Here is a 17,171-nt window from a genome sequence, read left to right on the forward strand (position 1 = left end):
TCCGAGACACATTCCGACATGCGAACCCACCTGCGTCTGATCGCCTTGAGCACCCTGTTCATTTCCTCCCTGGCTCAGGCTGCCGACCTGATTCCCATCGAAGTCCACCGCGACGCCAATTGCGGCTGCTGCAAAAAATGGATCAGCCATCTGGAAGCCAACGGTTTCAAGGTCGAGGATCATGTCGAAGCCAACATGAGCGAATTCAAGCAACAACATGGCGTGCCGCCACGCCTGGCTTCCTGCCATACGGGCCTGATCAACGGCAAATTTGTCGAAGGCCACGTGCCGGCCGACCAGGTGCTGGCCCTGAGCAAACGTGATGATCTGTTGGGCGTGGCCGCCCCCGGCATGCCCATGGGCTCGCCCGGCATGGAAATGGACGGCATGAGCGATGCGTATCAAGTGATCGGCCTGAAAAAGGACGGCACGGATGTGGTCGTGGCGGACTACCCCGCCCATTGATCTTCGGTGCCTACCTCGGCCTGTTCCTGGCGGCCTTCGGTGCCGCGACACTGCTGCCCCTGCAATCTGAAGCCGTGCTCGTGGGACTGCTGCTCAGCGACACGTATTGGCTGTGGCCGCTGCTGGCCGTGGCGACGCTGGGCAATGTCCTCGGTTCATTAGTGAACTGGTGGCTGGGACGCACCCTCGAACGCTACCGTGACCGGCGCTGGTTTCCGGTCAGCCCTGCCCATCTGGAAAAAGCCCGAACCCGCTATCAACGTTACGGCCACTGGTCGCTACTGCTTAGTTGGCTACCGGTGATCGGCGATCCGCTGACCCTGGTCGCCGGCGTGATGCGCGAGCCGCTGGGGCGTTTCCTGCTGATCGTGACCCTGGCCAAAGGTGCCCGTTATGGCGTGCTGGTCCTGGCCACGATTGGCTGGATGAGTTGAACCAAGCGCAGTGGCGATTGCCTGTTTAATGTCGCCCTAATCATGCCGATCCAGCATCGGCGGATTTCCAATGGAGTTCACCCGTGCCCTTCCCCCTCACCCGCTGGCTACCCGGCCTGCTGCTGATCGCCGCCCTGCCTGCCATCGCTCATGCCCAAGCCCAGTCCCCCGCCCCGGAATATGGCCCTGAGCTGCAAGGTTTCGAATACCCCTACACGGTCAAGCATTTCGCCTTCGAGTCCCAGGGCAAGTCCCTGCAAATGGGTTACATGGACGTCGCCGCCCATGGCAAGGCCAACGGACGCAGCGTGGTGTTGATGCATGGCAAGAATTTTTGCGGCGCGACCTGGGACACTTCGATCAAGGTCCTGAGCGATGCCGGGTACCGGGTCATCGCCCCGGACCAGATCGGTTTCTGTACTTCGAGCAAACCGGACAACTATCAGTACAGCTTCCAGCAACTGGCGGCCAACACCCAGCAATTGCTCAAGGCCCTCGGCATCCAGAAAGCCACCCTCCTGGGCCATTCCACCGGCGGCATGCTTGCTACCCGCTATGCCCTGCAATACCCCGAACAAGTGGAACAACTGGCGCTGGTCAACCCGATCGGCCTGGAAGACTGGAAAGCCCTCGGCGTGCCTTATCGCACGGTCGATCAATGGTACGAACGTGAGCTGAAGCTCACCGCCGACGGCATCCGTACCTACGAGCGCAACACCTATTACGGCGGCCGCTGGAAGCCTGAATTCGATCGCTGGGTGGACATGCTCGCCGGCCTGAACAAAGGCCCGGGGCATACCCAAGTCGCGTGGAATTCGGCACTGATCTACGACATGATCTTCACCCAGCCGGTGTACTACGAATTCCAGAACCTGAAGATGCCGACCCTGTTGCTGATCGGTACGTCCGATACCACCGCCATCGGCAGTGATATCGCCTCGCCCGAGGTCAAGGCGAAAATCGGCCATTACGATGTCCTGGGCAAGCAAGTGGCAAAACTGATTCCCCAATCAACGCTGGTCGAATTCCCCGGCATGGGCCACGCGCCGCAGATGGAAGAACCGGCGCAGTTTCACCAGGCGTTGCTTGGCTGGCTGAACCAAACCAACCCCGTGCATGAATGAGGTAAGGCTGATGGCGGTGCAGATTGCAGTGATTGACGATTGGCAGGATGTGGCCCGAAACGTGGTCGATTGGTCGCTGCTGGAAGGTATTGGCCAGGTGAACTTCATCCACGACTACCCGGCCGACAACGCGTCGCTGGCAGAACGACTGGGTGAGTTCGAAGTGATCTGCGTGATGCGTGAGCGCACCCGGTTCGATGAAGACCTGCTGCGACGCTTGCCGAAACTCAAATTGCTGGTCACCGGCGGCATGCGCAACGCCGCCCTCGATTTCAAGACCGCCGCGGCGCTGGGCATTCAGGTGTGCGGCACCGACAGCTATAAACACGCAGCCCCGGAACTGACCTGGGCGTTGATCATGGCCGCGACCCGTAACCTCGTGGCCGAAGCCAACGCTTTGCGCGCCGGCAAATGGCAGCAAGGCCTGGGTGGCGATTTGCATGGCAAGACCCTGGCGATCCTCGGGCTGGGCAGCATAGGCCAGCGTGTCGCGCAATTCGGCCAGGTCTTCGGCATGCGCGTAGTCGCCTGGAGTGAAAACCTCACGGCTGAGCGAGCCGCGCAAGTCGGCGTGACCTATGTCAGCAAGCAGGAACTGTTCGAGCAGGCCGATGTGTTGTCGGTGCATCTGGTCCTCAGCGACCGCTCCCGTGGACTGGTGAACGCCGAGGCTCTGGGCTGGATGAAACCCACCGCGCTATTGGTCAACACGGCGCGGGGGCCGATTGTCGATGAAGCGGCGCTGATCAAGGCCTTGCAGAAACGACGCCTGGCGGGTGCGGCACTGGATGTGTTCGATGTCGAGCCGTTGCCGATCCATCACCCTTTCAGGACGCTGGAGAATGTGCTGGCTACGCCGCATGTGGGGTATGTGAGCGAGCAGAATTACGCGTTGTTCTTTTCACAAATGATTGAGGATATTCGGGCGTGGTCTGCGGGGGAGCCGATTCGGTTGCTGAACTGAACCGCGTCATCGTTCATCGCGAGCAGGCTCGCTCCTACGGTAGATCTTCGCCAGACACAGATCCAATGTAGGAGTGAGCCTGCTCGCGATGAGGCCAGAACTCACAGCACACCCTCAAAATCATGCACCGCAATGGTGCATGCCAACTGTTCACCCACGCACACTGATGTGACATTTCTGCTTCATTTTCAGCCAATTTTGCAAAAAAACCTGCCCTTCGTCGGTGCGTTTGCCTCGCAATCCGGCACGTCCGTACCGCTTTAAACCGATTGTCGAACAATTTTGCCATTCAGGCTTTACCGCTCTAAGTTCTGGTCTAGGCTCATTTTCGCGGGGCGAAACCGGCCGGTCACAAAGTGGAAAAAAAGTCGAAACTTTTATCTCCGGTGATCGGTCGACTGAGAGGTAAGTGCGTTGCGACTGGTGCAATCCTTGCAATGGCTACTCCACCCATTCTGCTTCAGCGCATTGGGCAGCGCTTGCTACCGATGTGCAGCGCTTTTGCGCCCGGTCCCGGGAATGGGCCAATGAAATACCGTTTGCCAGACCTAAGAATTAGATCAACAACACGGGAGATTCATATGATCAGTGCGGCTTTAGATGTTCAGGGAGAACGTGCTCATCAGCATGTCGGCGAATCGAGCGCCGTGAGTGCTCCCACTGCCCAGACGATCAGCGTTCCCGGCACCAGAACGCTGGCCCCGGTGGCCAGGCAGAATCCCAACCGCAAAAAAGTATTGTTCGTCACGTCGGAGATTGCCGATCTGGTGAAAACCGGCGGTCTGGGTGACGTTTCCGCCGCCCTGCCACGGGCCATGACGCACCTGCACGACGTGCGGGTGTTGATCCCCGGTTACCCGCAGGTACTGCACAGCGAAAACCCGATTCACATCATCGGTGAGCTGGGCGGCCATGCCGCTCTGCCACCCTGCAAGATCGGACGCATGGACATGCCCGATGGCCTGGTCATTTACGTGTTGATCTGCCCCGAACTCTACGAGCGTGAAGGTTCACCCTACGGTGCCAACAACGGCCGCGACTGGCCGGACAACCATATTCGCTTCGCTCGCCTGGGCCTGGCGGCCGCCGATATCGCCGCCAACCTGGCACAGATTCACTGGTGCCCGGACCTGGTGCACGCCCATGACTGGCCCGCCGGCCTGGCACCCGCCTACATGCACTGGCGCGGGCAGCGCACCCCGACCCTGTTCACCATTCATAACCTGGCGTACCAAGGTGTGACCAGCCTGGGGTCGTGCCCTGAACTGGGCATCCCCCATCACGCGCTGCAGCAGGAAGGTATGGAGTTCTACGGCAAGATGTCGTTCCTCAAGGCCGGCATGGCCTATTCGAGCCACATCACCACCGTCAGCGCGACCTATGCCCAGGAGATCACCACCCCGGCCTTCGGCTGTGGCCTGGATGGCTTTCTGGCCGCCAAGACCCAGCAAGGTTTGCTCAGCGGCATTCCCAACGGCATCGATGAAAGCTGGGACGCTGCTACCGATACGCACCTGTTCCGCCCATTCAGCATCGGCGACTGGGAAGGCAAGGCAGTCAACGCCGCACACGTACGCCAGTTGTTCGGCCTGGAAGACTCCGAAGGCCCGCTGTTTGCCGTGGTCTCGCGCCTGGTCTACCAGAAAGGCCTGGACCTGACCGAAGCGGTTTCCGAATACATCGTCAAATCCGGCGGGCAGATCGCGATCATCGGCCGTGGCGAGCCGGAAGAAGAACAAGCCATGCGCGAACTGGCCCTGCGATTTCCCGGGCAGATCGGTGTGCGCATCGGCTTCAATGAAACCGACGCCCGTCGCATGTTCGCCGGCAGTGATTTCCTGCTGATGCCATCGCGCTACGAACCTTGCGGCCTGAGCCAGATGTACGCCCAGCGTTTCGGTTCATTGCCGGTAGCGCGCAATACCGGCGGGCTGGCCGACACCATCGAAAACGGCGTGACCGGTTTCCTGTTCGACGAATCCACGGTGGAAAGTTATCAGGAAGCCCTGAGCCGCGCGTTCAAGGTCTTCGCCTTCCCCGACCTGCTGCACGCCATGCGCTGCCGGGCCATGGCGGCGCCTTTCAACTGGTGCAAGGCGGTCGAACCCTACGCCGAACTCTACGAACAGCTTGTGGCTAAAGCACTGGGGAAATCGATCAAACAGTAAGAGGCTTTCAGGATGCCGTTACGGACCCTCGAGACCTGGCCCCACGGCGCAATCATGCTGGACGCTGAACACACGCAATTTGCGTTGTGGGCGCCAGATGCGTTCTACGTCAGTGTCGAACTGGAAAATGGACAGTCCTTGCCGTTGCTGCCTCAGGCTGACGGCTGGTTCGTGATCAATACCCGTTGCCCGGCGGGCACGGGGTACCGCTTCAACATCGACGGCGAACTGGAGGTGCCCGACCCGGCCTCCCGAGCCCAGGCGGGGGACATTCACCAGCACAGCGTGGTGGTCGATCCCCATGCCTATCGGTGGCAACACAGCGCGTGGTTGGGCCGTCCGTGGAACGAGGCGGTGATTTACGAAATGCACGTCGGTGCGCTCGGCGGCTTTCAAGCCGTCGAGCAGCATCTGGCGCGCCTCGTCGAACTGGGCATCACGGCGATCGAACTGATGCCCGTGGCGCAATTCCCCGGCGAACGCAACTGGGGTTACGACGGAGTGCTGCCCTACGCGCCCCAGTCGTCCTATGGATCGCCGGAACAGCTCAAGCACCTGATCGATACCGCCCATGGCCACGGCCTGGCGGTGATTCTCGACGTGGTCTACAACCACTTCGGCCCGGACGGCAATTACCTGCATCGCTACGCCAAGGGCTTTTTCAATGCAGACAAACACACACCCTGGGGTGCGGCCATTGATTTTCGCCGGCGCGAGGTGCGGGATTTTTTCATCGAAAACGCCTTGATGTGGTTGCTGGAGTACCGTTTCGACGGCTTGCGCCTGGACGCGGTGCATGCCATCGAAGACCCGGATTTCCTCCAGGAACTGGCGCAACGGGTGCGCCAGCAGGTCGATCCACCGCGTCACGTGTGGTTGATGCTGGAAAACGAACACAACCAGGCCAGCCTGTTGCAACAAGGCTACGACGCGCAGTGGAATGACGATGGCCATAACGCCCTGCACGTGCTGTTGACCGGCGAAACCGACGCCTATTACGCCGATTATGCGCAAAACCCCACCGAACAACTGGCGCGCTGCCTGAGCCAGGGATTTGTGTTCCAAGGCCACATCAACCGCCATGGCCAACCACGCGGCGAGCCCAGCGGGCACTTGCCGCCCAGCGCCTTCATTCTGTTTTTGCAAAACCACGATCAGATCGGCAACCGCGCCTTTGGCGAGCGCCTGCATCAACTGGCGCATCCTGCGGCCTTGAAAGCCGCCACCGCACTGTTGTTACTGTCGCCGATGATTCCGCTGCTGTTCATGGGTGACGAGTGTGCCGCCGAGCAGCCGTTCCTGTTTTTCACCAGCCATCACGGCGAGGTGGCGCGATTGGTTCGCGAAGGACGGCGTAATGAGTTTGCAGCCTTCAGTGCTTTTGCCGATCCGCATCGGCGCGAACAAATCCCCGACCCGAATGCACCACAGACTTTCGAAGCGTCGCGGCCAGCACTGAACGTTACTGGCGCTTCGGCCACCCTCGACCTGTACCGGCAACTGTTGCAAATCCGCCATCGGCACATCATTGCGCGCCTGCCCGGCGCCCAGGCCTTGAGTGCCGAGGTATTGGCCGACAGCGCGGTATCGGCTCGCTGGTTGCTGGGCGATGGCAGCCTGTTGCGCATTGACCTGAACCTCAGCCACCGGCCCGTGGTCCACACCCCACAGGCCGATGCACAGGTGTTGTTCGAGCATCCTCCACAGGCCAAAAGCCTGCTGGATCAGGGCACCCTTGCCCCCTATTGCGCGCTGGTCACCCTCAAGCCCGCGGCCCCTTTGCCACCCCCGGATGGAGAGCGTCAATGAGCGATGCGCAACTTGAAATTCTAGCCAGCCGCGCCGGTCTGGCCGTCGACTGGATCGACGCCAACGGTCGCCCGCAAAGGGTCGCCCCTTCGGTGTTGCGCAATGTCCTGACCGGGCTCGGCCACCCGGCCGGCAGCGCGCAGGAGATCGACGCCAGCCTGCTCGAATTGCAGCAGGTGCAACAGACCCGGCACTTGCCGCCCTTGCTCACCGCCGACGTCGGCGTCGGCCTCAACCTGGCACATTACTTCGAGCCGCAAACGCCGTGCGAGATTCACCTTGAAGACGGCTCGCGGCTCACGCTCAAACTGGACGCCGAGGCGACGCTACCGGGACTGATTCCAGTCGGTTACCAGCAGGTCAGCATCGACGGACAAACCTTTACCCTGGCCGTGGCACCCGAGCGTTGTTACAGCGTGGGCGATGCCGTGGAAAACCCGACCCCGCGCACCTGGGGCCTGAGCGTTCAGCTATACGCCTTGCGTCGCAACGGCGATGGCGGGTTCGGCGATACCCAGGCCCTGGAAGACCTGGCCCGGGTGGCGGGTGAGCGCGGTGCCGAAGCGCTGGCGATCAGCCCGCTGCATGCCATGTTCGCCAGCGACACTCAACGCTACAGCCCTTATTCGCCATCCAGCCGTTTGTTTCTCAACAGCCTGTACTGCGCGCCGGGCGCAATCCTTGGCGAGCGTGCGCTGCGCACCGCCATCGATGCCACCGGGCTGGCTGACGAACTCAGGCATCTGGAAAATCTGCCCCTGATCGAGTGGCCGGCCGCCGCTGAAGCCAAACACCGGGTTTTAGAGGCGCTGTATGAAGGCTTCGTGCAGGGTGAGCACCCTTTGCATGAAGATTTCGGCAGCTTCCGCCACGCAGGGGGCGAAGCGCTGGAAAACCATTGTCGCTTCGAAGCCATCCAGGAGGACCGTGCCGCCAAAGGTGAAAGCCTCGACTGGCGGCAATGGCCCGAGCAGTGGCGCAATCCGCGCAGTGCCGCCCTGGCCGAATTCGCTGAGGAAAATGCCGGCCGCATCGGCTACTTCGCGTTCTGCCAATGGCTGATCACCCGGTGCCTGGAACGCGCGCAAGCCGCCGCCCGCAGCAGCGGCATGGGCATTGGCCTGATCACCGACCTGGCCGTCGGTGCCGATGGCGGCGGCAGTCAGGCCTGGAGCCGTCAGGATGAACTGCTGGCCTCCCTCACCGTCGGCGCGCCGCCGGACATTCTCAACCGTACGGGGCAAGGCTGGGGGATTTCCGCGTTTTCCCCAGAAGGCCTGGTGCGCAACGGCTTTCGTGCCTTCATCGAAATGCTGCGCGCCAACTTTGCCCACGCCGGGGGCCTGCGCATCGATCACGTCATGGGGCTGCAACGCTTGTGGGTGATCCCCAATGGTGCGCCGCCTGCCGACGGTGCCTACCTCTATTACCCGGTGGACGACCTGTTGCGCCTGTTGACCCTTGAATCCCATCGCCACCAGGCCATCGTCCTTGGCGAAGACCTCGGCACCGTGCCGGAGGGTCTGCGGGAAAAACTCATCGCCCGTTCGATGCTGGGCATGCGGGTGTTGCTGTTCGAACAGGACAATACCCACTTCAAGCCGATCCTCGACTGGCCGGACAATGCCCTGGCGACCACCAGCACCCACGATTTGCCGACCCTCAATGGCTGGTGGCATGGCCGCGACATCGACTGGAACGCCCGCCTGGGGCTGATCGATGCACACGCTGAAATCGAATGGCGCCACCACCGTGAACGGGAACGCGAGGGCCTGCGCCGCACCTTGAGCCAGGACCCGCAGAACTTCCGCGAAGAGTCCCATGAGACCGATCAGGTGCTTGACGCCAGCGTGCGTTTCCTCGGCCATACCCGTGCGCCGTTGGTGTTGCTGCCGCTGGAGGATGCCCTGGGCATCGAACAACAGGCCAACCTGCCCGGCACCATCGATACCCACCCCAATTGGTCGCGACGCTTGCCGGGCTATAGCGAAGCCCTGCTCGATGACCCCGACGCCGCACGCCGCCTGGAACTGCTCGCCTGCGCGCGATTGCAGGCCGCTGAGCGTGACCAATGACAGCGGTGCAAATACAGCCACTACGGGCCACCCTGCGCCTGCAATTTCATAAAGGTTTCACCCTCGACGATGCAGTGCCGCTGGTGCCCTACTTCGCCCGCCTCGGCATCAGCCACCTGTATGCCTCGCCGCTGCTGAGCGCCCGCGCCGGCTCCATGCATGGCTACGACGTGGTGGACCCGACCACCGTCAACCCGGAGCTTGGCGGCGAGGCGGCGCTGCATAGACTGGTCAACGCGTTGCGCGGCCAGCACATGGGGTTGATCCTCGATATCGTCTCCAATCACATGGCCGTCGGCGGTAGCGACAACCCCTGGTGGCTGGACTTGCTGGAATGGGGGCGGCTGAGCCCCTACGGCGAATTTTTCGATATTCAGTGGCACTCGCCCGATCCGTTGATGGAAGGCCAATTGCTCATGCCGTTCCTCGGCAGCGACTACGGCATCGCACTGCAGGACGGCACCCTGCCCCTGCGTTTCGATGCCTCGCGCGGGGCGTTTCATGTCGAGCACTACGATCATCACTTTCCGATTTGCCCCAGCCATTACGGCGAACTGCTGAAGGCCGACACCGAGCCGCTCAAATCGCTGGCAGACCGCTTCAGCACCTTGAGCTATCAGACGGACGCCCATAGCCTGGCGATGCCATTGAAAGAAGAATTGCGCGAACTGGCCGGCGATCCGGACATACGCCAGGTCATCGACAACAACCTGAAAAGTTACGACGCCTTTACCCCGGAAGGCTTCCAACGGTTGCACAATTTGCTGGAACGCCAGAGCTATCGGCTCGCCAGTTGGCGCACCGCCGCGGACGACATCAACTGGCGGCGTTTTTTCGATGTTAACGAACTGGGTGGGCTGCGTGTAGAACGTCCCGCCGTGTTTGAGGCGACCCATGCGAAAATCTTCCAGCTGCTGGCCGAAGGCCTGGTCGACGGCCTGCGCATCGACCACATCGACGGACTTGCCGACCCGAGGGGTTACTGCCGAAAACTGCGACGGCGGGTCGATCGCCTGGTACCGGGCCGGCATCTGCCGATCTATGTCGAGAAGATCCTCGGCGAAGGCGAAACCCTGCATCGCGACTGGTCGGTGGACGGCACCACCGGCTATGAATTCATGAACCAGTTGTCGCTGCTGCAACACGACCCGCAGGGCGCACAGCCCCTGGGCGAACTCTGGCACCGTTACAGCGAACGCCCGGCCGATTTCGCCCAGGAAGCGCAGCTGGCGCGCCAACAGATTCTCAACGGTTCCCTGGCCGGGGATTTTGAAAGTGTCGCCCAGGCCCTGCTGCAAGTGGCCCGGGATGACCTGATGACCCGCGATTTGACCCTCGGTGCGATCCGTCGGGCATTGCAGGCGCTGATCATGCATTTTCCGGTGTACCGCACCTACATCAGCCCACTCGGCCGTTCGGAACAGGACGAGGTGTTTTTCCGGCAAGCCCTGGACGGTGCCCGGCAAACCCTCGGCGAAGCGGACTGGCCGGTGCTCGATTGCCTGGCCGGTTGGCTGGGCGGCGAGCCCTGGCGCAAACGCCCGGTGGGACGCGCGCGCAAGCGGCTCAAGCATGCCTGTGTGCGCTTTCAGCAACTGACCTCACCGGCGGCGGCAAAAGCGGTGGAAGACACCGCGTTCTATCGTTCGGCCGTGTTGCTTTCGCGCAATGACGTCGGCTTCGACACTGAACAGTTCAGCGCGCCAGTGGCTGACTTTCATGCCGCGTGCGCCCGGCGACTGGCCGAGTTCCCGGACAACCTGCTGGCCACCGCGACCCATGATCACAAACGCGGCGAAGACACCCGCGCGCGCCTGGCGGTGTTGAGTGAGCGCAGTGCCTGGTATGCCGACCAGATCGGCCTGTGGCGCGCCCTCGCCCGCCCCCTGCGCAACGATGACCTATCGCCATCGGCCGGTGATGAATTGATTCTGTATCAAGCCATCCTCGGCACTTGGCCGCTGGATTTGCACAGCGATGATCAAGGGGCGCTGGAGGATTACGCCGGACGCCTCTGGCAGTGGCAGCGCAAAGCCCTGCGCGAAGCCAAGTTGCAGAGTAGCTGGAGTGCGCCAAACGACGCCTACGAGCAAGCAACCCAGGCGTTTGTCCAAGGCCTGTTGCTGACGCCGGAGGGCGAATTGCTGCGCTCGGCCCTGGGCAAGGCCGCGCAGGTTATCGCCGTTCCCGGCGCGCTCAACGGCTTGGCGCAAACCTTGCTGCGCATGACCGTGCCGGGGGTGCCGGACCTCTATCAGGGCAATGACTTCTGGGACTTTTCCCTGGTCGATCCGGACAACCGTCGGCCAGTGGATTACCCCAGTCGCCAGCAGGCCTTGCAAGAATCCATGGAGGCGTCTGATCTGTTGGCGCACTGGCGGGACGGACGCATCAAGCAGACCTTGATCGCGCGCACGTTGAACCTGCGTTCAGCGCATCCGGAGCTGTTTCGACGGGGCACTTATCAGCCCCTCGACATCCTCGGCGACCAGGCGCATCGCGTGCTGGGATTTGTTCGGGAACATGAGGGCCAACGGGCCATCGTGATCGTGCCGATTCGCTCTGCGCCGCTGCTGGAAAACAGTGCCATTCCGCAGGTGAGTGCGCTGCTGTGGGGCGATACGCGGGTCCATTTGCCGTTTGCTACCGCCGGGGAAAATCTCAAGGGACTTTTTTCAAGCACAGTAGTCACAAAACACAGGGAGCTGATGGTCAGCGCCGCGCTGGGGGACTTCCCGGTCAATCTCTTTATCCAAACTACCCACACTTGAGTTCAGTTCAGGAGCAATGCGATGAGTACCGACGATAAACGCATCCGCGAGTTTGCCTATCAGATCTGGGAGTCCGAAGGTAAGCCCGAGGGTCAGGAAGCCCGGCACTGGGAGATGGCCTGCAAACTGGCGGAAGCCGAAGCGCTGGCACCGAAAAAAGCACCGAAAGCGGCGGCCAGCAAGACACCAGCCACCAAAACGGCGCTCAATGGTAAGGGTGGCGAGCCAAAAACCAAGGCCAAGGCGAAACCTGCCGCTGCTTCCAAGGTGATTCCGCCGGGGGAGAAGGCTATAGAGAAAAAGCCTCGCGCAGCGCGCAAACCGCCTAATGTCTGACGCATTGCTCGACTGAGCTGAACAACTGTGTGGCGATTCTTCTCGCCACCGCGGGCACGCTCGCCAGGCATCCCCCCCTTGTGGGAGCGAGCCTGCTCGCGATAGCGGCCTGTCAGGCAACGCATGTGTTGGATGTGGAACCGTCATCGCGAGCAGGCTCGCTCACACATTGACCAGGCAGTTGCCCCCCATTTGCAGGAGCACTTATGACCCGCCCAAAGAAAGACACGCCAGCCCCTCAAGAGCCGTCGAGAATTCGTGAGGGCCTACCCTTTCCATTGGGTGCGACCTGGGACGGTCTGGGGGTCAATTTCGCTTTGTTTTCCGCCAATGCCACCCGTGTCGAACTGTGCATTTTCGACGATGCCGGCGAAGTGGAACTCGAACGCATCGAGCTGCCGGAGTACACCGACGAAATCTTCCACGGCTATTTGCCCGACGCCCATCCGGGGCTGATCTACGGCTACCGCGTGTATGGCCCGTATGACCCGGCCAACGGCCACCGATTCAACCACAACAAATTGCTGATCGACCCCTACGCCAAGCAACTGGTGGGCAAGTTGAAATGGTCCGAAGCGTTGTTCGGCTACACCATCGGCCACCCCGACGCCGACCTCAGTTTCGATGAGCGCGACAGCGCGCCCTTCGTGCCCAAATGCAAGGTGATCGACCCGGCGCACACCTGGGGCCACGATCACCGGGTCAGCGTGCCATGGGACAAGACGATCATTTATGAAACCCACGTGCGCGGCATCAGCATGCGTCACCCAGGCGTCCCCGAGAACCTGCGCGGCACCTTCGCCGGGTTGATGGTCGATGACATGCTCGAACACATCCGCAAGCTCGGCGTGTCCACTGTCGAGTTACTGCCGATCCATGCGTTCGTCAATGACCAGCACCTGCTGCACAAGGGCATGACCAATTACTGGGGCTACAACAGCATCGCGTTCTTTGCGCCAGACCCGCGGTACCTGGCCAGCGGCAAGATCGCCGAGTTCAAGGAAATGGTCGCGCACCTGCACGAAGCCAACCTGGAAGTGATCCTCGACGTGGTCTATAACCACACCGCCGAGGGCAACGAACAAGGCCCGACCCTGTCCATGCGCGGCATCGACAACGTCTCGTACTATCGCTTGAAGCCCGATGACAAGCGCTTCTACATCAACGACTCCGGCACCGGCAACACCCTGGACCTGAGCCACCCGTGCGTGCTGCAAATGGTCACCGACTCTCTGCGCTACTGGGCCTCGGAAATGCACGTGGACGGGTTCCGCTTCGATCTGGCGACCATCCTGGGGCGTTATCACGATGGCTTTGACGAGCGACACAGCTTCCTGGTGGCCTGCCGCCAGGACCCCGTGTTGCGTCAGGTCAAGCTGATTGCCGAAGCCTGGGACTGTGGCCCCGGTGGCTATCAGGTCGGCAATTTTCCACCGGGCTGGGTGGAATGGAACGACAAGTTCCGTGACACCGTGCGCGCCTTCTGGAAAGGCGACGACGGGCAACTGGCGGACTTCGCCAGTCGCATGACCGCTTCCGGCGAGATGTTCAATCAGCGTGGTCGTCGGCCTTATTCTTCGGTGAACTTTGTCACCGCCCATGACGGCTTCACCCTCAACGATCTGGTGTCGTACAACGACAAGCACAACGAAGCCAACGACGAGAACAACCAGGATGGCAGCAACAACAATCTGTCATGGAACCACGGCGTCGAAGGCCCTACCGACGATCCCGAAATCAATGCATTGCGTCATCGACAGATGCGCAACTTCTTCGCCACCTTGCTGCTGGCACAGGGCACGCCGATGCTGGTGGCCGGCGATGAATTCGCCCGCACCCAGGATGGCAACAACAATGCCTATTGCCAGGACAGCGAGATCGGCTGGGTCAACTGGGACCTCAGCGAAGACGGCAAGGCCCTGCTCAAGTTCGTCAAACGTCTGATCAAGTTGCGCCTGGCCTATCCGATCCTGCGTCGCGGACGTTTTCTGGTGGGCAATTACAACGAGGACATCGGCGTCAAGGACGTTACCTGGCTGGCCGCCGATGGCAGCGAGATGACCACCGAGCATTGGCACGATGCGCACAATCGCTGCCTGGGCATGCTGCTCGACGGCCGCGCCCAGGAAACCGGCATTCGCCGCAAGGGCGCCGACGCCACCCTGTTGCTGGTGGTCAACGCCTACCACGACATCGTCAACTTCGTACTGCCGGAAGTACCCGATGGCGGGTTCTGGACCTGCATGATCGACACCAACCAACCGTCGATTCGCGGCCAGGAGCGCTTCGAGTTCGGCCACGAATATTCGGTCACCGGCCGTTCGCTGCTGTTGTTCGAACTGCAACATGAAGAAGTAGAGTGAGCGGATTTGCAACTTGTGTGGTTGAGTCAAACCCGGTGGCGCGTACTTACGCATTTCCCCTTTGGGAGCGAGCCTGCTCGCGATGACGGCGGGACAGTCAATGCTGATGTCGACTGACACGCCCTCATCGCGAGCAGGCTCGCTCCCACAGGTCCGCATATTTCCATATGCTTTTTGTCAGTACGGAGAAAAAATGTACCGCCTGGAACATCGAGGCGACGAATAGCATTACATGAGCAATACTCTGTGCGCGGCGATTCCAGGGTTCGGAACGCGGCACAACGCTATCAACGAAAACAAGGACGTAGCCATGAAACCGGTCTCTCTGCTCGAAAACAGCCTGCCGGCACAGATCTGGAACAGCGCCCCGCAACTGGACAACGTCCCGGTCATCAACCTGCAATCCCTGATCCGGCCTGGTGCGCGCGCCGTGGTGATTGCCCCACACCCTGGCGATGAAGTGGTGACCTGCGGTGGCCTGCTGCAGTTGCTCAGCGCCATGGGCCATCCCTTGCAACTGATCTCGGTGACGGACGGCAGCGCCAGTCATCCGGGCTCGCAGCAGTGGTCGGAGAAACGCCTCAGCGTATTCCGTTCCCAGGAAAGCGTCGAAGCCTTGCGCCGGCTCGGGTTGCCGATGCACAGCCTGAAGTGGATTCGCGGCGGCTTCACCGACAATGCCCTGGCCGAACATGAGCAGCAAATGACCCGGTTCATAGCCCGTTATTTGCGGCCGGGCGACGTGGTGTTCAGCACCTGGTCCGAAGACGGCAACAGCGACCATGATGCCGTTGGTCGAGCCAGTGCCAATGCCGCGACCATTGCCGGCGCCGATTTTAACGAAGTGCCGGTCTGGGCCTGGCACTGGCCAATGCGTGATCGGGGCTTGATCCCGTGGCATCGTGCCCGCAAGGTACGCCTGGACACCTGGACGGTGGCGCGAAAAAGTCATGCGACCCATGCATACGCCAGCCAGCTGGACGGTGAGCCCGCCATCGGCATCGCCCCGCTGCTGCCACGGGTGCTGCTGGACCGGATGCGGTTGCCTTATGAAATCATCTTCGTCTGAACTGCAGAAATTCAACTGTGGAAGATTTACTGGCTTAGGGCGACACAGGTCCACTGTGGGAGCGAGCCTGCTCGCGAAGGGACCCTCACATCCAACATCCATGTTGACTGACCCACCGCTTTCGCGAGCAGGCTCGCTCCCACAGGGAATCAGATATATCCGAGAAAATCCGGATGGAACCGCCCGCCCCCACATCAGTCGCATGCATAAGCCAGCCTTGATTCAGAGGAGTGAAAGTGACCAGTACATCCAAGCCGCAGACTGTTGAGCCGGTGCCGCGGGACAAATCGCCGGCCATTCATCGACTGCGAGTGCTGACCGTCAACACTCACAAGGGATTTACCGCCCTCAATCGTCGTTTCATCCTGCCGGAACTGCGTGAAGCCGTGCGCAGTACCTCAGCGGATCTGGTGTTTTTGCAGGAAGTGGTCGGCGAACACGATCGCCATTCTTCGCGTTACAACGATTGGCCATCGACCTCGCAATATGAGTTTTTGGCAGACAGCATGTGGAGCGATTTCGCCTATGGCCGTAATGCGGTCTACCCCGACGGTCATCATGGCAACGCGCTGCTGTCCAAATATCCGATCCGCGAGTACCGCAATCTCGACGTTTCGATCACCGGCCCCGAGCGTCGCGGTTTATTGCATTGCGTACTGGACGTGCCGGGCCACGCCGAGGTGCATGCGATTTGCGTGCACCTGAGCCTGCTGGAAAGCCATCGTCAACTCCAGTTGCAGTTGCTCTGTCAGCTGCTTGAATCCCTGCCCGACGAGGCACCGGTGATCATCGCCGGCGACTTCAACGATTGGCAGCTGCAAGGCAACGCGGCCCTCGCCCGTCGCGATGATCTGCACGAAGCCTTCGAACGCCATCACGGCCGTCCGGCAAAAACCTACCCGGCGCGATTTCCGTTGCTGCGCCTGGATCGCATTTATCTGCGCAATGCCAGCAGCCATGAGCCGAAAATTCTTGGGACCCGGCCCTGGACGCATTTGTCGGATCATTTGCCGTTGGCCGTTGAAGTTCACCTCTGAGCCCTTGGCCGGGCCTGTCGAAAACGGTTCGTGACCGGTTGATTAATCGCTTCACCTGTTACTTTTGACAGTAGATATGTAAAAAAACGGCTGCTACGTTGCTCTCGTCCATGGACTGTATGCATGGACATGCGACTCATAGTGGCCGTCGTTGTCGAAGGTTTTCGATTACGGGAGATTGCCTTCCCGATGCCGTCTCGCAACTCGCGCTGCCGAGGGTGATTGAAGCATTGCCATTTTTGACACGTGGCAACTCAGTCGCCGATCAATATGCGGAGACGAGCATGAAGTTTTCCAGCGATCTGCCCAAGTACCGTTACAGTGCCTGCGTCCTTTCACTGCTGTTATGCGTAGGCGGATCCCACCCCGCCCACGCAGCCTGTACGCTCACCCCCACCGCCGGTAACGATAATTTCGTCTGTGACAGCGCCAGCAATGGACCGCTGACTGACCTGGCGGGCAATAACACCTTGACCTTTCCCGCCAGCGGCACCGGTACGATCGATGGCCACGTCACGTTCGGCGCCGGCGCCGATACGGTGGTCATGAACTCCGG

The 17,171-nt window shown here is 61.0% G+C and carries 12 protein-coding genes and 1 pseudogene; all 13 read left to right on the forward strand.

The window, feature by feature from the left end:
- The first annotated feature begins 18 nt into the window (after window positions 1–18).
- The gene (locus GPL81_RS27895; protein WP_160109325.1) at window positions 19–465 is read left to right on the forward strand and encodes a DUF411 domain-containing protein; all 447 of its coding nucleotides are present in this window, start codon (window positions 19–21) and stop codon (window positions 463–465) included.
- Window positions 465–899, forward strand: a complete 435-nt coding sequence (locus tag GPL81_RS27900; protein WP_160109335.1) for a YqaA family protein — start codon at window positions 465–467, stop codon at window positions 897–899. Before GPL81_RS27895 ends, GPL81_RS27900 begins: the two co-directional genes overlap by 1 nt.
- Before the next feature lie 83 nt (window positions 900–982).
- On the forward strand, window positions 983–2,023 hold the full coding sequence (locus GPL81_RS27905; RefSeq protein WP_160109326.1) for an alpha/beta fold hydrolase: 1,041 nt from the start codon (window positions 983–985) through the stop codon (window positions 2,021–2,023).
- Window positions 2,024–2,033: 10 nt separating this feature from the next.
- Window positions 2,034–2,987 carry a D-2-hydroxyacid dehydrogenase family protein gene (locus GPL81_RS27910; protein WP_160109327.1) on the forward strand — a complete coding sequence of 318 codons (954 nt, stop codon included), beginning with the start codon at window positions 2,034–2,036 and terminating at the stop codon, window positions 2,985–2,987.
- Window positions 2,988–3,568: 581 nt separating this feature from the next.
- On the forward strand, window positions 3,569–5,155 hold the full coding sequence (gene glgA / locus GPL81_RS27915; RefSeq protein ID WP_160109328.1) for a glycogen synthase GlgA: 1,587 nt from the start codon (window positions 3,569–3,571) through the stop codon (window positions 5,153–5,155).
- A 12-nt stretch (window positions 5,156–5,167) separates the two neighbouring features.
- The gene (gene treZ / locus GPL81_RS27920) at window positions 5,168–6,964 is read left to right on the forward strand and encodes a malto-oligosyltrehalose trehalohydrolase (protein ID WP_160109329.1); all 1,797 of its coding nucleotides are present in this window, start codon (window positions 5,168–5,170) and stop codon (window positions 6,962–6,964) included.
- Window positions 6,961–9,039, forward strand: coding sequence for a 4-alpha-glucanotransferase (malQ, locus tag GPL81_RS27925; RefSeq protein ID WP_160109330.1), 2,079 nt, complete (start codon window positions 6,961–6,963; stop codon window positions 9,037–9,039). Before treZ ends, malQ begins: the two co-directional genes overlap by 4 nt.
- Complete coding sequence (locus tag GPL81_RS27930; protein ID WP_160109331.1) at window positions 9,036–11,810, forward strand: malto-oligosyltrehalose synthase; 2,775 nt, start codon at window positions 9,036–9,038, stop codon at window positions 11,808–11,810. The genes malQ and GPL81_RS27930 overlap by 4 nt, the downstream gene beginning before the upstream one ends.
- Before the next feature lie 21 nt (window positions 11,811–11,831).
- Complete coding sequence (locus GPL81_RS27935; RefSeq protein ID WP_160109332.1) at window positions 11,832–12,146, forward strand: DUF2934 domain-containing protein; 315 nt, start codon at window positions 11,832–11,834, stop codon at window positions 12,144–12,146.
- 206 nt (window positions 12,147–12,352) lie between these two features.
- A complete protein-coding gene (gene glgX / locus GPL81_RS27940; RefSeq protein WP_160109333.1) occupies window positions 12,353–14,509 on the forward strand; it encodes a glycogen debranching protein GlgX in 2,157 nt (718 codons plus the stop codon).
- A gap of 310 nt (window positions 14,510–14,819) precedes the next feature.
- A complete protein-coding gene (locus GPL81_RS27945) occupies window positions 14,820–15,578 on the forward strand; it encodes a PIG-L deacetylase family protein (protein WP_160109336.1) in 759 nt (252 codons plus the stop codon).
- A gap of 236 nt (window positions 15,579–15,814) precedes the next feature.
- Window positions 15,815–16,615: an endonuclease/exonuclease/phosphatase family protein gene (locus GPL81_RS27950; RefSeq protein ID WP_160109334.1), complete on the forward strand. Its 801-nt coding sequence runs from the start codon at window positions 15,815–15,817 to the stop codon at window positions 16,613–16,615.
- Between the two features lie 284 nt (window positions 16,616–16,899).
- Window positions 16,900–17,171 (forward strand): annotated as a pseudogene (locus tag GPL81_RS27955) (autotransporter outer membrane beta-barrel domain-containing protein); the annotation flags it as partial.

This window comes from Pseudomonas izuensis (assembly GCF_009861505.1).
GTDB classification, from domain to species: Bacteria; Pseudomonadota; Gammaproteobacteria; order Pseudomonadales; family Pseudomonadaceae; genus Aquipseudomonas; species Aquipseudomonas izuensis.